The organism is Fontisphaera persica (assembly GCF_024832785.1).
GTDB lineage: Bacteria > Verrucomicrobiota > Verrucomicrobiia > Limisphaerales > Fontisphaeraceae > Fontisphaera > Fontisphaera persica.
The window spans coordinates 958,796-959,435 of sequence record NZ_CP116615.1; the positions used below are offsets into that span (position 1 = coordinate 958,796).

A 640-nucleotide genomic window follows, 5' to 3' on the forward strand; every position below is an offset into this window, starting at 1 on the left:
TATTTGACATAAAGAATTAAACAGCCTACTAATTCACGCATAACATGATTTTAGTTTCCATGAGCGCGCCCGAAGTGGTATAGCTTAATAGTTACCTCCTATATCACGATTACGGATGGCCAGCCAATCGCATAGGGGCGCGTATTATCTTGAAGCTCTTGAGCAGCGTGTTCTGCTTTCGGCGGAGCCGATGCTCACGGCGGTTGGGGCTTTGGCGTCGGGCAATCGCATTGAGTTGGTGCAGGAATCAACGGTGGAGGCGGAAGGGGCGGCGGTTTCCTCGCAGGTTGATGACTTGTGGCAAGATGTGGCGGAGTCCACTTTTTCCCCTGGTGCAGCTTCTGTTCAAAGTGGGGAGGAGGCGGTCCAAGAGGTGAGGGAAACATCACAGGCAGGCGCAGCGGCGCAGCAAGTTTTAGCCGAAGGTGAATGTGTTTCCCAGCCCGGCGCTGTGGAGGTTTTGTCTAATGAGCCGGGAATGGTGGCCGGGGCCAATGGCCAGGCACTATCTGCGGCGGCGCAAGCGGTGATGACGCTGCACTCAGCCAATGGTCCTCCTGCAGCATCAGGCGAGAGACAAGGTTTGGGCCTATTTGAGTTTGAGATTCAGCCAGGAGCTAAGCTTGGAGGTTTCTATATT

Annotated in this window: 1 pseudogene; it reads left to right on the plus strand. The window is 54.2% G+C overall.

Going from position 1 to position 640, the window contains the following annotated elements:
• Positions 1-115 precede the first annotated feature (115 nt).
• Positions 116-205: pseudogene (locus NXS98_RS17900) on the plus strand (LEPR-XLL domain-containing protein); the annotation flags it as partial.
• Between the last annotated feature and the right edge of the window lie 435 nt (positions 206-640).